Origin of the sequence: Thalassococcus halodurans, assembly GCF_900108225.1 — a bacterium.
Lineage (GTDB): Bacteria > Pseudomonadota > Alphaproteobacteria > Rhodobacterales > Rhodobacteraceae > Thalassococcus > Thalassococcus halodurans.
Genome location: NZ_FNUZ01000004.1, coordinates 63,462 through 79,898 on the forward strand (window position 1 = coordinate 63,462; position 16,437 = coordinate 79,898).

A 16,437-nucleotide genomic window follows, 5' to 3' on the forward strand; every position below is an offset into this window, starting at 1 on the left:
CGTGACAATCCGCATAACCTTGCACCAAGTTACTAATCAGGAAGCCAGCCTTATGACCGACTTCAAGAAGATCCTCATTGCCAACCGTGGCGAGATCGCGATCCGCATCATGCGTGCGGCCAACGAGATGGGGAAAAAGACCGTTGCCGTTTTTGCCGAGGAAGACAAACTTGGCCTGCACCGGTTCAAAGCGGACGAAGCGTACCGCATTGGTGAGGGGCTGGGGCCCGTTGCAGCCTATCTGTCGATTGACGAGATCATTCGCGTGGCCAAGGAAAGCGGCGCGGACGCGATCCATCCGGGTTATGGCCTGCTGTCTGAGAACCCCGAATTCGTAGATGCCTGCGAAAAGAACGGCATAACCTTTATTGGTCCCAAGGCGAAAACCATGCGTCAGCTGGGCGATAAGGCCAGCGCCCGCAAGGTTGCGATTGAGGCTGGTGTGCCTGTCATCCCCGCGACCGAGGTTCTGGGCGATGACATGGAAGCCATCAAAAAAGAGGCCGAAGAGATCGGCTTCCCGCTGATGCTTAAGGCGTCGTGGGGTGGTGGTGGCCGCGGTATGCGCCCGATCATGAATGCCAAGGAACTGCCCGAAAAGGTCATGGAAGGCCGCCGCGAGGCCGAGGCCGCCTTTGGTAACGGCGAAGGTTATCTGGAAAAGATGATCATGCGCGCCCGTCACGTCGAGGTTCAGATCCTTGGTGACAGCCATGGCAATATCTATCACCTGTATGAACGAGATTGTTCTGTTCAGCGCCGCAACCAGAAGGTCGTTGAACGCGCGCCCGCACCGTATCTGTCCGAGGCGCAGCGGGAAGAGCTGTGCGAGCTGGGCCGCAAAATCTGTGCCCATGTGAACTATGAATGCGCAGGCACAGTCGAATTCCTGATGGATATGGACACAGGCGCGTTCTACTTCATCGAGGTGAACCCGCGTGTTCAGGTGGAACACACCGTCACCGAAGAAGTCACCGGCATCGACATTGTTCAGGCGCAGATCCTGATCGCCGAGGGCAAGTCGCTGGCCGAGGCCACAGGCAAGGCATCGCAGTATGACATCCGCCTGAACGGCCACGCGCTGCAGACGCGGATCACAACAGAAGACCCGCAGAATAACTTTATCCCCGACTATGGCCGCATCACGGCCTATCGGTCGGCGACCGGTATGGGCATTCGTCTGGACGGCGGCACGGCCTATGCGGGCGGCGTGATCACGCGCTACTACGACTCGCTTCTGGTGAAGGTGACGGCTTGGGCGCAGACGCCGGAAAAGGCGATCTCGCGGATGGACCGTGCGCTGCGCGAATTCCGTATTCGTGGCGTGTCGACCAATATCAACTTTGTTGAGAACCTGCTGAAGCACCCGACGTTCCTGTCGAACCAGTACCACACCAAGTTCATCGACGAGACGCCCGAGCTGTTTGATTTCAAACCGCGCAAGGACCGTGGCACCAAGGTTCTGACCTATATCGCCGACATCACGGTGAACGGGCATCCCGAAACCGAAGGTCGTGCGAAACCGCACCCCGATCTGAAACCGGCGCGCGCGCCCAAAACCTCGACCGATCCGGTGGCCTATGGCACCCGTAATCTGCTTGAGGAAAAAGGCCCGCAAGCGGTTGCTGACTGGATGGCGGCGCAGAAACAGGTTCTGATCACCGACACCACCATGCGCGACGGTCACCAGTCTTTGCTGGCGACGCGGATGCGGTCGATCGACATGATCAAGGTGGCGCCGGCCTATGCCGAAAAGCTGCCGCAGCTGTTCTCGGTCGAATGCTGGGGCGGGGCGACGTTCGATGTGGCCTACCGCTTCTTGCAGGAATGCCCGTGGCAGCGTCTGCGCGATATCCGTGAAAAGATGCCGAACCTGATGACGCAGATGTTGCTGCGTGCATCGAACGGTGTTGGCTACACGAACTATCCCGACAACGTGGTGCAGTTCTTCGTCAAACAGGCGGCTGAGTCCGGTGTCGACGTGTTCCGCGTGTTCGACTCGCTGAACTGGGTGGAAAACATGCGCGTCGCGATGGACGCCGTGATCGACAGCGGCAAGGTCTGTGAAGGCACGATCTGCTATACCGGCGACATCAACGATCCTGACCGCGCGAAGTATAACCTGAAGTACTACGTCGACATGGGTAAAGAACTGCGTGACGCAGGTGCCCATGTTTTGGGTCTGAAGGACATGGCCGGTCTGTTGAAGCCCGCCGCCGCTGGCCCGCTGGTTCGTGCCCTGAAAGAAGAGGTCGGCCTGCCGATCCACTTCCACACGCACGACACGTCCGGTGCAGCGATTGCAACCGTCATGGCCGCAGCCGAGGCTGGTGTGGATGCCGTCGACGCTGCAATGGACGCGCTGTCGGGTAACACATCGCAGCCGACGCTGGGATCGATTGTCGAGGCGCTGCGCTTTACCGAGCGTGACACCGGTCTGGACATCGGTGCGATCCGCGAGATTTCCAACTATTGGGAAGCGGTGCGCGGTCAATACGCGGCGTTCGAATCGTCGCTTCAGGCACCGGCGTCCGAGGTCTATCTGCACGAAATGCCCGGTGGCCAGTTCACCAACCTCAAGGCGCAGGCGCGCTCGATGGGTCTGGAAGAACGCTGGCACGAGGTCGCGCAGACCTATGCGGATGTGAACCAGATGTTCGGTGACATCGTCAAAGTGACCCCGTCGTCCAAGGTTGTGGGTGACATGGCGCTGATGATGGTCAGCCAGAACCTGACGCGCTCTGAGGTGGAAGACCCGAAACGTGATGTGTCCTTCCCGGATTCGGTGATCGACATGATGCGCGGCAACCTTGGTCAGCCTCCGGGTGGTTTCCCGAAGGCGATCCAGAAGAAGATCCTGAAAGGCGAAAAGCCGATGACGGATCGTCCGGGCAAGCACATGAAGGCGCAGGATCTGGAAGCCACGCGCAAGGAACTGTCGGACAAGTTTGATGGTGCCGAGATTGATGACGAGGATCTGAACGGTTACCTGATGTATCCCAAGGTCTTTACCGACTATCTGGAGCGTCACAACACCTATGGTCCGGTGCGCACGCTGCCGACACGGACGTTCTTCTATGGTATGGAGCCGGGTGAAGAGATCACTGCCGAAATCGACCCTGGTAAGACGCTGGAAATCCGCATGATTGCGGCCAGTGAAACCAACGAAGATGGCGAAGTGCGGGTTTTCTTTGAACTGAACGGTCAGCCGCGGTCGATCCGTGTGCCGAACCGTAAGGTCAAGGCAACGACAGCGGCGCGTCCCAAGGCGGAAATGGGCAACCCCAACCACGTCGGCGCGCCGATGCCGGGTGTTGTGGCGTCGGTCGGTGTGTCTGCTGGTCAGTCCGTCAAAGAGGGCGATCTGCTGCTGACGATCGAAGCGATGAAAATGGAAACCGGTCTGCATGCAGAACGTGACGCCGTCATCAAAGCGGTTCACGTCACAGCCGGTGGTCAGATCGACGCGAAAGACCTGCTGGTCGAGTACGAGGCCTAAGCACATGAAACTGCGGATATCCGCCGCGGAATTGGTGGCCGAAGCCCGGTCGCAAATTCCCGAGGTCGACACGCTGGACGCGCTTGAGATGTTCAAACGTGACGACGTCGTGGTGGTGGATATCCGTGATGTACGCGAACGCAACAGAACCGGGTGGATTCCCGGTTCTGTGCACGCCCCGCGCGGGATGCTGGAATTCTGGGTTGACCCAGACAGCCCCTATTTCCGCGATGTCTTTGCCCAAGAGGGGAAAGAATACGTTTTGCACTGTGCTTCTGGTTGGCGTTCGGCGTTGGCTGTGTTTCAGTTGCAGAAGATGGGTTTTGAAGCGTCGCACCTGAAGGACGGGTTTTCCGACTGGGTTCTTGAGGGAGGCGCGGTGGAGGGGCCGTAATGACCTTGGAAATCACGCCGATTTACGCAGCACTGCTGACATTACTGTATCTTTGGTTGTCCTATCGCGTCGTGCAGATGCGTGGTTCGGCCAAGGTGTATTTGGGCGATGGGGGCGACCGCATTCTGGAGCGCCGGATTCGCGCCCACGGGAATTGCGCCGAAAACGCGCCCATCGGCCTGATCCTTATGCTGATGATGGAACTGAGCGGCGCGCCTGCCGTGGCGGTTCATGGCGCGGGAATGATGCTGTTGGTGGGGCGTCTGGCCCATGCGGCGGCACTGTCATCTCCGACGCCGAAGATGCTTTTGCGGGCAGGGGGCATGGGCCTGACCTATCTGATGCAAGGCCTGGTCGCGGTCGGCCTGTTGGCGCATGCTTTGATATGATTGGGACTTTTGGAATAGTGTAGAACATTTGCCGAACGTCTCTTTATCTTCGGACGTGGCAGAGCTATTCTTAGGACCATGAGCAGCTTTGATGAAATGGACGCCTTCGAAGGCGCATCCTTGTCCGCCCGCGCCATGGCGGCGCGTCCGACACCCTATTTGGATGATCTGAACCCGGCACAGCGCGAAGCGGTGGAAACGCTGGACGGTCCGGTGCTGATGCTGGCGGGTGCCGGTACGGGCAAGACAAAGGCGCTGACTTCGCGGATCGTGCATCTGTTGTCGACAGGCAAGGCGCGTCCGAACGAGATTCTGTCGGTCACATTCACCAACAAAGCTGCACGCGAGATGAAAAACCGTGTGGGCGGCATGCTAGGCGGTGCGATCGAGGGGATGCCTTGGTTGGGCACGTTCCACTCGATCTGCGTGAAACTGCTGCGCCGACATGCGGAACTGGTTGGGCTGAAGTCGAACTTCACCATTCTGGACACTGACGATCAGTTGCGTCTGCTCAAGCAGTTGATCGTGGCACGCGGGATTGATGACAAACGCTGGCCTGCGCGGCATTTGGCGGGGGTGATCGACGGTTGGAAAAATCGCGCGTTGACGCCGGACAAGGTGCCGTCGTCTGATGCCAATGCGTTCAACAACGCAGGCCCGTCGCTGTATCTGGAATACCAGAACCGGCTGCGCGAGCTGAACGCTGTGGATTTTGGCGACCTGCTTTTGCACATGGTCACGATTTTCCAGACCCATCAGGACGTGTTGGAGCAATACCAGCGCTGGTTCCGCTATATTCTGGTGGACGAGTATCAGGATACGAACGTTGCCCAGTATCTGTGGCTGCGTCTTTTGGCAGGGTCTCATAAGAACATCTGTTGCGTGGGCGACGACGACCAGTCGATCTATGGCTGGCGCGGGGCCGAAGTGGGCAACATCCTGCGGTTTGAAAAGGATTTTCCGGGTGCCCATGTGGTGCGGCTTGAGCAGAACTATCGCTCGACGCCCCATATCCTTAAGGCCGCGTCCGGTGTGATTTCCGGCAACTCGGACCGGTTGGGCAAAGAGCTGTGGACCGATGTGCAGGACGGCGAAAAGGTTCGTCTGATCGGCCATTGGGATGGCGAGGAAGAGGCACGCTGGATCGGGGAAGAGATCGAGTCTGCGCAGTCTGGTTCGCGTGGTGTGCGGGCGATGTCGCTGGATGAAATGGCCATTCTGGTCCGTGCGTCGCACCAGATGCGGGCGTTCGAAGACCGTTTCCTGACCATCGGACTGCCCTATCGCGTCATCGGCGGCCCGCGCTTTTATGAGCGGATGGAGATACGCGATGCTATGGCCTATTTCCGGCTGGTCGTGTCGCCCGACGATGATCTGGCGTTCGAGCGGATTGTGAACACGCCCAAGCGTGGGTTGGGGGATAAGGCGCAGCAGACAATCCAGCGTGCGGCGCGTGAAAACGGTGTGTCGCTGTTGAACGGTGCGGCGATTGCGGTCGAGCAGGGGCTGATCAAGGGCAAGGGCGCTGCGGCGCTGAAAGAACTGGTCGTAGGTCTGGCCCGCTGGGGGCGCATGTCGCGCAACGTGGTGACGGTAGAAAGCGACGAGGTGGTTGATGACCTGATCGAGCCTTTGGCGTCCGAGCCCGAGGTCAGCCACGTTGAGCTGGCGCAGATCATTCTGGACGAATCCGGCTACACCACCATGTGGCAGAACGACAAAACGCCCGAGGCGCCGGGACGGTTGGAAAACCTGAAAGAACTAGTCAAGGCGCTGGAAAGCTTTGAAAACCTGCAAGGGTTTCTGGAGCATGTCAGCCTGATCATGGACAACGAGACCGACGACGCGGGCGCGAAAGTGTCGATTATGACGCTGCACGCGGCCAAGGGGCTCGAGTTCCCGATGGTGTTCTTGCCCGGTTGGGAAGACGGGCTCTTCCCGTCGCAGCGGTCAATGGATGAAAGCGGGGTTAAGGGGCTCGAGGAAGAGCGGCGTCTGGCCTATGTGGGGATCACGCGGGCCGAGGAGGTTTGCACGATTTCCTTTGCTGCGAACCGCCGTGTGTTCGGCCAGTGGCAAAGCCAGATGCCGTCGCGCTTTATCGATGAGCTGCCCGAGGCGCATGTGGATGTGCTGACGCCGCCGGGGCTTTATGGCGGTGGCTATGGCGCTGCGTCTGGGATGGGCGGTATGTCGTCTGGCGTCGAGACGCGGGCGACCGAGGCAAACGTCTATAACTCGCCCGGTTGGAAGCGGCTGCAGGAGCGGGCGAGCGAGCGGCCCATGAGCCAGCCCAAGGAAACCCGCCATCAGGTGATCGATGCGACGGCGGTGTCATCTTATGTGATGGGCGAGCGGGTGTTTCACCAGAAGTTCGGCTATGGCGAGATTATCGGGATCGAGGGCGACAAGCTAGAGATTGCCTTCGATAAGGCGGGCGTGAAGCGCGTGGTGTCGCGGTTCATTTGCGCCGCAGATGATGTTCCGTTCTAGGTGATCCGGATGTGCGCGCTGGCGCGCGCGCATGTTCATGTCGCAATCCCGCCTTTGGCAGGCTTGCTCCGGTTTGGTCTGCCCCGGGCCCTTTGTTTGATGGCATAGAGCGTCGGCAGAAGGCGGGACCAGCGCGGGGTCATCTTGTCCGGAAGGATTGTGCCCAGTTCGGTCAGTGTGATTTTTCCCGACAGATAGGCGCGATAGAGCCGGAAGACGCCCGGGCGCAGGTAGGGCGACCAATGGCAGATGCGGTTTTTCGGAGGCTCGATCGGGTAGCCTGCGTCTTTGAGGGCGCTCAGGCTGTCGATGTGATCCAGCTGGAGCGTTCGTACGTTGGCGGCGGTGATGCCTTTGTGGCTGATGGTGCGGTCGCCGCGGTAGGCCGGTTTGACGAACACTTCTAGCAGAAGATCGAAGAGATCGTTTTCGCGGCTGGTCACCACGAGCATGTCCGTCTGCCGTCCGGCGGGGGAGTTCAGTGCATCATAGGTGGTTTTGGTGAATTCGGCGGGGGCGAGCAGGATGGCGCGGGTCAGGGGCTGTGCGTCGGGTTGGCGGAGAGCGGAGAGGATGACCCGTGCGCCAAGGGAATGCCCGACAGCGTGGATCGGGCGGTCGGGGCATTTGGCTTTGATCAGGGTGATCAGATGCGCCAGCGCGTGTCCTGCGGTTTCCGCATCGCGGTAGACCTGACTGATGTGGCCCCGCGCGGGCCAGCCGAAAGAGATCGCGTGGCCCGCGTTGCGCCGTGTCATGCGCAGGTGCCGTGGCCAGCTGATGATGCGCGGATTATTTTTGTATTTGCGCGGGTTGGTGGAGAAGATTGTCTTGTGCGGACAGCCATGTTTGCTGCCGGGCTGGTATTTGAAACCGTGCACCATGATGACCACGGGCTTGCCGGTGTCTTCGGGTTTTGTCAGGCTTCGCAGCAGGGTGCACAAATCGCCTTTGGTCCCGTGCGCGCGGGGATATGCGTCTTGGGCTGTGATGAACAGGACAGGCATCGTCGACCTCCTTGGCATCTTACGATGCAGGTAGCGTGCCGACATGATGGTTACGTGAAAGCTGCGTGACAGCGCGATGACAGGGTTGACCTGAAAGGGTTTTGAGCTTAGCCGTCTTTCCCGTGGCGATTTGTTACCGGATTGCGGGCCACGTTAAAAATGCCGCTAAAGAGGTCAGACGAGGGAGCCCCTTTCGCTTTGACCGCGATCGGGGTTTTTTTGTGGGTTGGACAGGCCCGAGGAAGGATATGAGATGACGAAGAAGCGCACACGGACCAATCTTGTTCATGGCGGAACACGCCGTAGCCAGTGGGGCGAACTGAGTGAAGCGATCTATCTGACGCAGGGCTTTGCCTATGACAGTGCGGAACAGGCCGAGGGCCGTTTTGCAAACCCGTCGCCTGACGAGTTTGTCTATGCGCGTTACGGCAATCCGACAGTGCGCATGTTCGAGGAACGTATTGCTTTGTTGGAAGGGGCCGAGGATGCCTTTGCCACAGCATCAGGCATGGCGGCTGTGAACGGCGCGTTGATGTCTGTTCTGAAGGCTGGCGACCGTGTTGTTTCGGCCCGCGCGTTGTTCGGATCCTGTAGCTATATCGTCGAGGAAATCCTGACCCGTTTCGGTGTTGAAATCGAGTTGGTCGATGGGGAAGACCTGAGCCAGTGGGAAAAGGCCGTCACGCCCGGCACGACGGCAGTGTTCTTTGAATCCATGTCGAACCCGACGCTGGATATCGTCGATGTCGCGGCTGTGTCCGCGCTGGCCCGCAAGGTTGGTGCGCTGACCATCGTTGACAACGTCTTTTCGACGCCTGTGTTTTCCAACGCTATCGAGCAGGGTGCCGATCTGGTCGTCTATTCGGCGACCAAGCATATCGACGGTCAGGGCCGTGCGCTGGGTGGCGTGATCCTTGGGTCGAGCGAGTTGATCCGTAAAAAGGTTGAAACCTACATGAAGCACACCGGCGGCGCGATGAGCCCGTTTACGGCGTGGATCATGTTGAAGGGACTTGAGACGATTGATCTGCGCGTTCGTGCGCAGGCTGCGTCGGCAGAAACCATCGCGAAGGCGCTGGAAGGTCACAAGGCGCTGACGAAGGTGATCTATCCGGGTCTGGCGTCGCATCCGCAGAACGACCTGGCGATGCGCCAGTTGGGGGCCGGTGGCACGATGCTGGCGTTCGAGATCGACGGCGGGAAAGAAGCGACCTTCCGTTTCATGAACGCGCTCGAAGTCATTTTGATCTCGAACAACTTGGGTGATGCAAAGTCGATTGCGACCCATCCGGCGACCACAACGCATTCGCGCCTGACACCGGAGGCCCGCGCGCGTCTGAACATTTCCGACGGGCTGATCCGCCTGTCGGTCGGTTTGGAAGATGCCGACGATCTGGTCGAAGATTTGCTGGCCGCTTTGGACGCCGTGTGAAACAAAGTTGTGGATGGGACGTTAAAGTTTCATCCATCAGCCCATCCGCTACGTAGGTAAGGATAGATGGAAATTTCCCAATCCCTGCCTATCTATGGTAGGTGAGTTGCCGAGAGGGCTAATGCATGAACGTGTTCACACCTGAAATCGACCGAAAGCCAAGCCGCGAAGAGGCGGAGCAGGCCTTGGCCGTGTTGCGGCAGTGGGCCGGTAAAGCGCAGGATGAAGAGATCGTTGATCTTGATCCTGCGGTGCATGCGCTTGTGCCTGATGGCAATGGTGTGGCGTATCCGGCGCTTGATCGCGACTATGATGGCGATTTTACTGTCGATGCGGCCTACAAGGCCGGCTTGCCGGACCTGCAAAATGGTCCGTCGTCGCTGATCCGTGGCGCAAAGCGTGCGATCCAGCATGTTGGGATTTCGAACTTCCGCCTGCCGATCCGTTATCACAGCCGCGACAATGGCGACCTGACGCTGGAAACCAGCGTGACAGGGTCGGTCAGTCTTGATGCCGATAAGAAGGGCATCAATATGTCGCGGATCATGCGCAGCTTCTACAAACACTCAGAAGCGACGTTTTCGTTCGAGGTGATCGAAAAGGCGCTTGAGGATTACAAGACCGATCTGGAAAGCTTTGATGCCCGCATCAATATGCGCCTGAGCTTTCCAGTGCGGGTCGATAGCCTGCGTTCCGGTTTGTCCGGTTTCCAGTATTACGACATCGCGCTGGAACTGGTCGAGATGAACGGCGTGCGCCGCAAGATCATGCACCTTGACTATGTCTATTCGTCGACATGCCCCTGTTCTCTGGAATTGTCCGAGCACGCGCGCCGCACACGTGGCCAACTGGCGACGCCGCATTCGCAGCGCTCGGTTGCGCGTATTTCGGTGGAATTGAAGGGTGATGACTGCCTGTGGTTCGAAGACCTGATCGACATGTGCCGTGCGGCTGTGCCGACAGAAACGCAGGTCATGGTGAAGCGCGAAGACGAACAGGCCTTTGCCGAACTGAACGCGGCGAACCCGATCTTTGTAGAGGACGCGGCGCGTCTGTTTGCCGAGCAGCTGCTGCAAGATGACCGGATCGGCGATTTCCGCGTGGTGGCCAGCCATCAGGAAAGCCTGCACAGCCATGACGCTGTGTCTGTGCTAACAGAGGGCGATCTGTTCCATTCGGAAAGTCTTGATCCCAAGCTGTTTTCGACGCTGTTCCACGTCGGCTAAGACCCGCCTGACACGTTGCAGCGCTTGACTTAGGCGCTGCGGCGCGGCAACGCTCCGTTCATGTTTGACTTGCGTCCAGTAGCCTATGTGATCGGCCTTTTGGTGTCCTTTCTTGGGGTCACTATGCTTTTCCCGCTGATCGTGGATATCGCCGAAGGGCGGGGCGCGTGGCCGGTGTTTCTGGAAAGCGCAATCATCAGCATTCTGGCGGGCGGGTTGATTGCGCTGTCGTCGGCCAATGGCGTGAAAGAACGGCTGTCGCTGCAACAAACGTTTTTGCTGACCACGGGCGTCTGGGTGGCTTTGCCGGTCTTCGGCGCGATCCCCTTTGTGATCGGCGCGACCGAAGCAACAATAGTCGACGCATATTTCGAAGCGATGTCAGGCCTAACAACCACCGGTTCTACTGTGTTCTCGGGCTTGGACGACTTGCCCAAGGGCCTGCTTTTGTGGCGCGGGTTGCTGCAGTGGCTGGGCGGTATCGGGATCATTGTGGTCGCGATGGTTTTCTTGCCTGAACTGCGCGTCGGCGGTATGCAGATTTTCCGATCCGAAGCCTTTGATACGATGGGTAAAATACTGCCCCGCGCGACCGAGATTTCGGCCTCGATTTCCACCATCTATGTGACAATCACGCTGATCTGCGGCTTGTGCTATCTGGTGACAGGCATGAACGCCTTTGACGCCACGGTGCATGCGCTGACCACCGTGTCTACGGGCGGATTTTCGAACTACGACGCATCGTTCGGGACGTTCCAGGGGCCTGCGGAATATGTGGCGTCTGTCTTTATGATCCTTGCGGCGCTGCCGTTTGTGCGTTTCGTGCAGATGGCGCGCGGGAACCGCACCGCGATTTTGTATGACAGTCAGGTACGGGCGTTTTTGGCGATTATTGTCATTCTGGTGGTGGTCACGGTCAGCATTCTGGTGACCGTTTTCCCGCACCATCCTGAACAGGCAATCCGTGAGGCGTTGTTCAACATCACATCGATCATGACGGGCACTGGCTATGCGTCGGTCGACTACATGCAGTGGGGGCCGTTCCTGATTGCGATGTTCTTCTTCATCGGTCTGATCGGCGGTTGCGCGGGATCGACGGCCTGTTCGGTCAAGGTGTTCCGCTATCAATTGCTGGTGGCCTCGATCAAGACGCAGCTGCGCAAGATCAGATCGCCCAACGGCATCTTCACGCCGCGCTATGAAGGGCGCCCTGTGTCCGAGGATGTCATGAGCTCGGTCATGAGCTTTTTCATGTTCTTCCTTGTGATCCTGGGGATGTTCGCCATCGCCCTGGGCATGACGGGACTGGATTTCATCACGTCCATTTCCGGCGCGGCGACTGCGCTGGCCAATATCGGGCCGGGTTTGGGCGATGAAATCGGGCCTGCGGGGAACTTTCAGAACATCAACGATACCGCCAAGTGGCTGCTGATTTTCGCGATGCTGATGGGGCGGTTGGAATTGATGGCTGTGTTGATTTTGTTCACTGTCCGCTTCTGGCGGGGCTGAGACCTTGCCAACGACCTGAAAAGGTAGAAAGACTCGTCGCCAATGACAGAGCCTGCCATCTCTCTGACCGAGTTGTCCGCGACCGATACGTTGCTGACCCTGCGTTTGCGCGGGGCCTGTACGGTTGTACGGCTGGAAGCGTTGCAAAAGGCGTTGGACCCGCTGCCCAAAGACCGCGATATCGTGCTTGAGGTGTCGGGTGTCGAACGGCTGGATACCGCTGGTGCATGGGCGCTGATCAATCTGGCCAAACGCTTGGAGAAGGCGGGCAAATCTCTGCGATTTGAGGGCGCGAGCGAGAACTTTCAGAGCCTGATCGAAACCGTTGAAAACGCCTATCCCGAACCGGACGTCGAACCCGAGCATGCCCTGAACATCACCGACCGTCTGGACCTGTTGGGGCGCAAGACGGTGGCCGGCTGGACATTCTTAAGCGAGCTGATGGCCTTTCTGGGCCTGTTTCTGGCGCGGCTGTTCCGGTCGATCCTGCGCCCGTCTGAATTTCGCCTGACCGCGCTGGTGCATCACTGCGAAGCGGTGGGCGTACAGGCGGTGCCGATTGTGTCGCTTATGGCGTTTCTGATTGGCGTTGTTCTGGCCTTTCAGGGATCGACACAGTTGCAGCAATTCGGGGCCGAGGTGTTTGTGGTCGATCTGATCGCGATCTCGATCCTGCGGGAACTGGGCATTTTGCTGACCGCGATTATCGTGGCGGGCCGGACCGCATCGGCCTTCACGGCGGCCATCGGCTCGATGAAGATGCGGGAAGAGATCGACGCGATGGAAACCCTGTCGCTGGACCCAGCGATGATGTTGTTCGTGCCGCGCATTCTGGCGCTTTTGTTGATGCTGCCGATCCTTGGCCTGATTGCCGATGTGATGGGGCTGTTGGGCGGTGCGCTTATGGCCTGGGCTGATTTGGGCATTTCGCCTGCAATGTTCATGACGCGACTGGTTGAAGGCACTGACGTCAAACACGCCATTGTCGGCCTGATCAAAGCGCCTTTCTTTGCGGTGACGATTGGCGTTGTTGGCTGTCACGCTGGGATGAAGGTGAAATCCAACGCGGAATCGCTGGGTCGCCAGACCTCGGCTGCGGTTGTGACGGCGATCTTTGCGGTGATTGTCATTGACGCGATGTTCTCGATCTTCTTTGCCGAGATGGGGTACTAAGCCATGTCGGAACACGCAGAAAAAGCCCCCGTCATCCGCCTGCGTGGCATTCGCAACCAGTTCGGTACGCAGGTCGTTCACGATAATCTGGACCTTGATATCTACCGCGGCGAAATCGTCGGTATCGTCGGCGGTTCAGGCACAGGTAAATCGGTGCTGCTGCGCACCATCGTCGGGCTTCAAACGCCCCGCGCAGGCGATATCGAGGTGCTGGGCGTTGATCTGAACAAGGCCAGCGAAGAAGAGCACAACGATGTTGAACGCCGCTGGGGCGTGATGTTTCAGGACGGGGCGCTGTTTTCATCGCTGACCGTGCGGGAAAACGTCGAAGTTCCGATGAAGCAGATCGAAGGGCTGGATGCGAAAACGCGCGCTGCGCTGGCCGATCTGAAAATCGCGCTGGTGGGTCTGCCGTATCTGGCAGGCGACAAATATCCATCGGAACTGTCGGGGGGGATGCGCAAACGCGCCGGTCTAGCCCGCGCGCTGGCGCTTGATCCCGATATCGTATTTTTGGACGAACCCACCGCTGGTCTGGACCCGATCGGCGCGTCCGAGTTCGACCAATTGATCCGTAAACTGAGCCGGTCACTTGGTTTGACCGTCTTTCTTGTGACGCACGACCTTGATACGTTGCACGCAACCTGTGACAGGATTGCGGTGCTTGCGGAAAAGAAGGTGCTGGTGACAGGCACGATGCAAGAGATGTTGAAGGTCGATCACCCTTGGGTGCACAGTTATTTTCACGGTCCGCGGGCGCGTGCGGCGCTTGAGACGGCTGAAAAGGAATAAGGCAGGGCATGGAAACCAAAGGAAATTACGTTCTGATCGGGGCCTTTACCCTTGCTGGTGTGGTGGCGATTTTGGGCTTTCTGATGTGGTTCGCGCGTGTGAACCTTGACCAGAGCTATGCCTATTACGACGTGAAATTTTCGTCGGTGTCCGGCCTGTCGAATGCCTCTGACGTGCGCTTTGCCGGTCTGCCTGTGGGGCAGGTTGTCAGTGTGAAACTGTCGCCGGATCGTGACGGCACCATCGTTGTCCGCCTTGAGGTCGACAGCGAAACGCCGGTGCGCGCCGACAGTGAAGCAACGATTGAAAGCCAGGGTGTGACGGGCGTGGCCTATGTGGGCATCAGCGCCGGTGATCCGTCGTCTGAGTTACTGGACGGGGTGAACGATATTCCGACCATTCCTGCGGGAAGGTCCATTCTCCAAAGCCTGTCCGAAGATGCGCCGGAACTGGTCGAAACCGCTCTGGACACGATGAAGGAACTGAACGCGCTGCTGAGCGCGGAAAACCGTGCGCGTGTCGACAACATCCTGATTAACGTCGAAGAAGCATCGGAAAGCTTTTCGACCGTTCTGGACAGCTTTTCGTCGGTCACCGATCAGATTTCCGGATTTGCGGATCAGATCGACCGCTTCAACACCACGCTTGAGGGCCTGAGCGAGGATCTGTCTGTGGTTCTGAAAACCGCCGACACGACGCTGGTGACCGTGAATGATCTGGCGAAAGACGGTCAGACGCTGATCCAGAAGGGGCAGGGCACGCTGACGGCAGCGACGGAAAGCATCGACTCAGCCACCGGGTATCTGTCGAACGACCTGCCTGCGCTGACCATCGAACTGCAGGGCGCGATTGCCGATCTGCGGCGCGAGATGCTGGTCGTTGTGGAAGAGGCACGCACCACCATGGCGACGTTTGATAGCGCTGGCTCTGCTGCCCTCGCACGCTTTGACGAAGCCGGACCGCTGATTGGGGAAACCCGTGCGCTGATCGCGTCGCTGGAAACCGCGACTGCCGAAATCGAAGAGGCAGCCACCAATTTCGATGATCTGATGATGATCGATGGTGCGGCGCTGATTGACGAAAGCCGCGTCGCAATTGCCAGCGTGCAAACGGCGGTGGATGAAATCAACAAAGTTGCGCAAACCGATCTGCCCGCCATCGTGGCCGACATCCGCGAGGCGACGGCCACGGCATCCGGTGTCGTGCAGTCTGTCGGCGAAAACCTGAACGCCGCATCGGGCGATGTGGCGGCTTTGACCGACGATGCGCAGGCCGCGCTTGAAATGGTGACCGAGACCTTCTCAAACGCGAATGACACACTGACCGAGGTGAACGTTGCGCTAGAGGTTGGCCAGCGCACCCTGATTGCTGCGGAAAAGACGTTTGAAGGCGCGGATCGTGTTCTGAACGAAGACATCGGCCAGATCACCGCCGATCTGCGCGAGGCGATCAACACGTTCAACGCTGCGGTCGCTGATGTGTCAGCGGACCTGCCCGAGGTGACCGAAGACCTGCGCGGTGCTGCCCGCAGCGCCGAGGCAACCTTCGTCGAATTGCAAACCATCGCCCGCCGCGCAGGCACCCCCATTGCCACGTTCGCCGCCGATGGCCTGCCGCAGTACACTGCGTTGGCCGATGAAACGCGGCGCCTGATCCGGAACTTGGAAAAGCTGACCAAACAGATTTCCCGCGATCCGGCGCGGTTCCTGCTTGACCGCGATACACCTGAATTCAGACGATAGGGATCTGATATGTTTCGACTGCCTTTGATTGCTTTGTTGGTGTCTGCCTCCCTGTCGGGCTGTTCCGCGATTTCCGCCTTTACCGAGGCGACCGAAGTGCTGGACGTCTACGAATTGCGCGCACCCGAGGATATCGGGCCGCTGGGTCGGAGCCTGCCTTATGACGTGACGGTGGAACTGCCGACGACCACGGGGGCCCTGGACACCGACAGGATGATGATCAAACCGGGCGCGCTGTCGGCCCAGTATCTGCCAAGCGCCCGTTGGGGTGAAACGGTGCCCGTCATGGTCCAAAGCCTGATCCTGCGGTCGCTGCAACAGACCGAAGCGCTGCGCTATGTGGGGCGTGAACCGCTGGGGCTGTCGGGTGATGTCGCGGTTGTAACGGATGTGATTGATTTTCAAGCGGAAACTGCCCCTGATACTGATACGGCCGAGGTCAAACTGCGGCTGTCGGTTCAGTTGGTACGGGAACAGGACATCCGCATTCTGGCCAGCCGGACATTCACAGCGACGGCACCATCCGCGAGCTTGGATAATGCAGACGTCGTCGCGGCGTTTGACGCAGCCTCGAACAGCATGATGCGGGATATCACTGATTGGATCGTAGGCGGCCTGCGCTGATCCGGCGCGGGTTCGGAAACAATCGGTGGAGTGTTTCCCAATTGGTCACAATCTTTCCCATTTTAATCAAAATCCTGCCGAATTGAATTTGTACATCTTGCCTAACGAATAACTAAGGCGTTGGGCTTTCGTAGGTTTCCTTTGATCTGTCAAAGGC

Annotated in this window: 12 protein-coding genes and 1 riboswitch; of the genes, 11 read left to right on the forward strand and 1 reads right to left on the reverse strand. The window is 58.8% G+C overall.

What is annotated here, in order from left to right:
- Positions 1-52 precede the first annotated feature (52 nt).
- The 4 genes from C4S59_RS12820 (at position 53) to C4S59_RS12835 (ending at position 6,775) form a co-directional block, all read left to right on the forward strand.
- Positions 53-3,499, forward strand: coding sequence for a pyruvate carboxylase (locus C4S59_RS12820; RefSeq protein WP_103910927.1), 3,447 nt, complete (start codon positions 53-55; stop codon positions 3,497-3,499).
- Positions 3,500-3,503: 4 nt separating this feature from the next.
- Complete coding sequence (locus C4S59_RS12825; protein WP_103910928.1) at positions 3,504-3,893, forward strand: rhodanese-like domain-containing protein; 390 nt, start codon at positions 3,504-3,506, stop codon at positions 3,891-3,893.
- Entirely contained in the window at positions 3,893-4,282 is a 390-nt protein-coding gene (locus C4S59_RS12830) for an MAPEG family protein (RefSeq protein WP_103910929.1), read from the forward strand. Before C4S59_RS12825 ends, C4S59_RS12830 begins: the two co-directional genes overlap by 1 nt.
- Before the next feature lie 78 nt (positions 4,283-4,360).
- On the forward strand, positions 4,361-6,775 hold the full coding sequence (locus C4S59_RS12835; protein WP_103910930.1) for an ATP-dependent helicase: 2,415 nt from the start codon (positions 4,361-4,363) through the stop codon (positions 6,773-6,775).
- Between the two features lie 35 nt (positions 6,776-6,810).
- Here the strand turns inward: C4S59_RS12835 and C4S59_RS12840 are convergent, their stop codons facing one another.
- Complete coding sequence (locus C4S59_RS12840) at positions 6,811-7,782, reverse strand: alpha/beta fold hydrolase (protein WP_160006868.1); 972 nt, start codon at positions 7,780-7,782, stop codon at positions 6,811-6,813.
- Positions 7,783-7,894: 112 nt separating this feature from the next.
- Positions 7,895-7,972: riboswitch (SAM riboswitch) on the forward strand.
- Positions 7,973-8,035: 63 nt separating this feature from the next.
- Here C4S59_RS12840 and metZ point away from each other — a divergent pair.
- From metZ to C4S59_RS12875, 7 genes are all read left to right on the forward strand, one after another.
- Positions 8,036-9,214 (forward strand): O-succinylhomoserine sulfhydrylase, encoded by a 1,179-nt coding sequence (gene metZ / locus C4S59_RS12845; RefSeq protein ID WP_103910932.1) that lies wholly within the window; start codon positions 8,036-8,038, stop codon positions 9,212-9,214.
- Between the two features lie 125 nt (positions 9,215-9,339).
- Complete coding sequence (gene folE2, locus C4S59_RS12850; protein ID WP_103910933.1) at positions 9,340-10,440, forward strand: GTP cyclohydrolase FolE2; 1,101 nt, start codon at positions 9,340-9,342, stop codon at positions 10,438-10,440.
- 60 nt (positions 10,441-10,500) lie between these two features.
- Complete coding sequence (locus tag C4S59_RS12855; protein ID WP_103910934.1) at positions 10,501-11,949, forward strand: TrkH family potassium uptake protein; 1,449 nt, start codon at positions 10,501-10,503, stop codon at positions 11,947-11,949.
- A 42-nt stretch (positions 11,950-11,991) separates the two neighbouring features.
- The gene (locus C4S59_RS12860) at positions 11,992-13,122 is read left to right on the forward strand and encodes an ABC transporter permease (protein ID WP_103910935.1); all 1,131 of its coding nucleotides are present in this window, start codon (positions 11,992-11,994) and stop codon (positions 13,120-13,122) included.
- A 3-nt stretch (positions 13,123-13,125) separates the two neighbouring features.
- The gene (locus tag C4S59_RS12865; protein WP_103910936.1) at positions 13,126-13,914 is read left to right on the forward strand and encodes an ABC transporter ATP-binding protein; all 789 of its coding nucleotides are present in this window, start codon (positions 13,126-13,128) and stop codon (positions 13,912-13,914) included.
- 8 nt (positions 13,915-13,922) lie between these two features.
- On the forward strand, positions 13,923-15,656 hold the full coding sequence (locus C4S59_RS12870) for an MlaD family protein (protein WP_103910937.1): 1,734 nt from the start codon (positions 13,923-13,925) through the stop codon (positions 15,654-15,656).
- 9 nt (positions 15,657-15,665) lie between these two features.
- The gene (locus C4S59_RS12875) at positions 15,666-16,280 is read left to right on the forward strand and encodes an ABC-type transport auxiliary lipoprotein family protein (RefSeq protein WP_103910938.1); all 615 of its coding nucleotides are present in this window, start codon (positions 15,666-15,668) and stop codon (positions 16,278-16,280) included.
- The last annotated feature ends 157 nt before the right edge of the window (positions 16,281-16,437 follow it).